Source organism: Arenimonas sp. (genome assembly GCF_035312645.1).
Taxonomy (GTDB): Bacteria; Pseudomonadota; Gammaproteobacteria; order Xanthomonadales; family Xanthomonadaceae; genus Arenimonas.
In genome coordinates, this window is the sequence record NZ_DATGBO010000058.1 from 1 (window position 1) to 2,368 (window position 2,368).

The window sequence follows — 2,368 nt, forward strand, 5'->3', positions numbered from 1 at the left end:
CGACGTTTCCATTTTTAGTTTTTGCAAGGAAAACGATAGCAGCGAAGGACCTGAACGAGTTGATCGCTTGGCTAAACCGAACTTCCCTCTATCAAAATCTATAAAGCCTTGGATTTGATGAAATTCCCGGAAAATGGCCAGTAAAATGTAGCCATGTAAATGGTAAAATGCTTATTGATAATGTGGTGCCATGTCGTTATATTGTCGCCATGTATATCGAATCGGTGCCGAACCGGAATTCGCCGCCCGCCATCCTGCTGCGCGAGAGCTTTCGCGACGGCGCCAAGATCAAAAAACGCACCATTGCCAATCTGTCAGATTGGCCGGCCGAACTCGTCGAGGGGCTGCGCACGCTGCTCAAGGGCGGCACCGCGACGCCGGCCGACCGGGAGAGCATCATCGTGCGGCGCGCCTTGCCGCACGGTCATGTCGCCGCTGTGCTCGGCACGCTGCGCGCCATCGGGCTTGATCGCATTCTCGGTCCGGCCGGCAACCGGCCACGCGATCTCGTCATTGCAATGATCGTGGTGCGGCTGATCGCGCCGGCCTCCAAGCTCGCCACCGCCCGCATGCTCGATCCGGCGACTGCCTCTTCAAGTCTCGGCGACATTCTTGGTCTCGGCGCCATCGATGAGGACGAACTCTACGCCGCCATCGACTGGCTCCGCGAGCGCCAGGGCGCGATCGAGCAGGCGCTTGCCCGCAAGCATCTGCGCGACGGCACGCTGGTGCTCTACGACGTGTCGTCGAGCTACCTGGAGGGGCGCTGCTGCGAACTCGCCCGGCTCGGTTACAATCGCGACGGCAAGAAGGGCAAGCTGCAGATCGTCTACGGCCTGATGTGTGCGCCAGACGGCTGCCCAGTGGCGATCGAAGTGTTCGAGGGCGATACCGGCGACCCGGCGACCCTTGCGGCGCAGATCGACAAGATCAAGGCGCGCTTCGCCCTCAAGCATGTGGTGCTGGTCGGCGACCGCGGCATGATTACGCAAACGCGCATCGACGAAGACATCGCGCCGGCCGGCCTCGACTGGATCACGGCGCTGCGCGCTCCGGCCATCCGCGCGCTGGTCGAGGCCGGCGAATTGCAGCTGTCGCTGTTCGACCGGCGCGACATTGCGGCGATCACCTCGCCCGATTATCCGGGCGAGCGGCTCATCGTCTGCCGCAACGGCGAACTCGCCGCCGAGCGCCGCCGCAAGCGTCTCGACCTGTTGGCCGCGACCGAACGCGATCTCGCCGTCATCGCTGCCGCCGTCGCGCGCGCCAGGCAGCCGCTGCGCGGCAAAGACCAGATTGGCCTCAAGGTCGGCGCCGTCGTCAACCGCTACAAGATGGCCAAGCACTTCGAACTCGACATCGGCGAGGCGACCTTTGCGTTCCGCCGCAAGACCGATGTCATCGCGGCCGAGGCGGCGCTTGACGGCTTCTACGTGGTGCGCACCAACTTGCCCAAACGGGTTCTCGGCGATGCCGCAACCGTCGGCGCCTACAAGTCGCTTGCCCAGGTCGAGCAGGCGTTCCGCTCGCTCAAGACCGTCGACATCCATCTGCGGCCGATCTTCCACTGGACCGCGCCGCGGGTGCGCGGCCACGTCCTGCTATGCATGCTCGCCTATCATGTCGAGCATCACATGCGCGCGCGGCTCGCCCCTATGATCTACGATGAGACCGATCACGAGGCCGCTGCCGCCAAGCGCGCCAGCATCGTCGCCAAGGCCGAGCGCTCCGACGTCGCCAACCGCAAGCAGACCACCGGACGCACCGCGGACGGTCTGCCGGTGCACAGCTTCCAAACCCTCCTCGCCGACCTCGCCACCTATTGCCGCATCCAGGCCACCACCGCCCTCAACGAGAAATACCTCTTCACCCTTCACACCAGGCCAACTCCGATCCAGCAACGCGCCTTCGAACTTCTCGGTATCAACCCGGATCGTACCCAGTAACTGCCCCCGCGCTCGCGACAAACAAACGCGAGTTCAGTGGGTTATCGATTCCGCAAGAAGGAAGTTCGGGCTAGTTGCAAAGCAACAACAATTCGAATTTCGTTTGACCTACATCATTCTGCAATCACCTGATCTCAACGTCGAGCGTGTGCGTCTTCGCGTGAAAAAAGGGGGTCACAACGTCGACGAGGTAAAGATCAGGGAGCGCTGGGCCAAATCTCTCGGGCAGCTTCCGTGGTTCCTGGATCAGGCGGATTGGGCAGCGATCTACGACAATTCGGCCGAGAAGCCACGGCGGGTTGCATTAAAGAAGGACGGAACGATCTATCTGGACCCTTCGGCCCCTGCAGCGATACGTACGGCGATCGAGGTCGTGGGAAGAATGCCGTCATGATCATCGCCATCGACGGACCGGCGGCTTC

At 62.2% G+C, this 2,368-nt stretch carries 2 protein-coding genes; both read left to right on the top strand.

Features of this window, described 5'->3' with window-relative positions; all coding sequences use genetic code 11:
• Positions 1–209 precede the first annotated feature (209 nt).
• Positions 210–1,946 carry an IS1634 family transposase gene (locus VKM35_RS05320; protein WP_422652923.1) on the top strand — a complete coding sequence of 579 codons (1,737 nt, stop codon included), beginning with the start codon at positions 210–212 and terminating at the stop codon, positions 1,944–1,946.
• 103 nt (positions 1,947–2,049) lie between these two features.
• Entirely contained in the window at positions 2,050–2,340 is a 291-nt protein-coding gene (locus VKM35_RS05325) for a hypothetical protein (RefSeq protein WP_324319122.1), read from the top strand.
• The last annotated feature ends 28 nt before the right edge of the window (positions 2,341–2,368 follow it).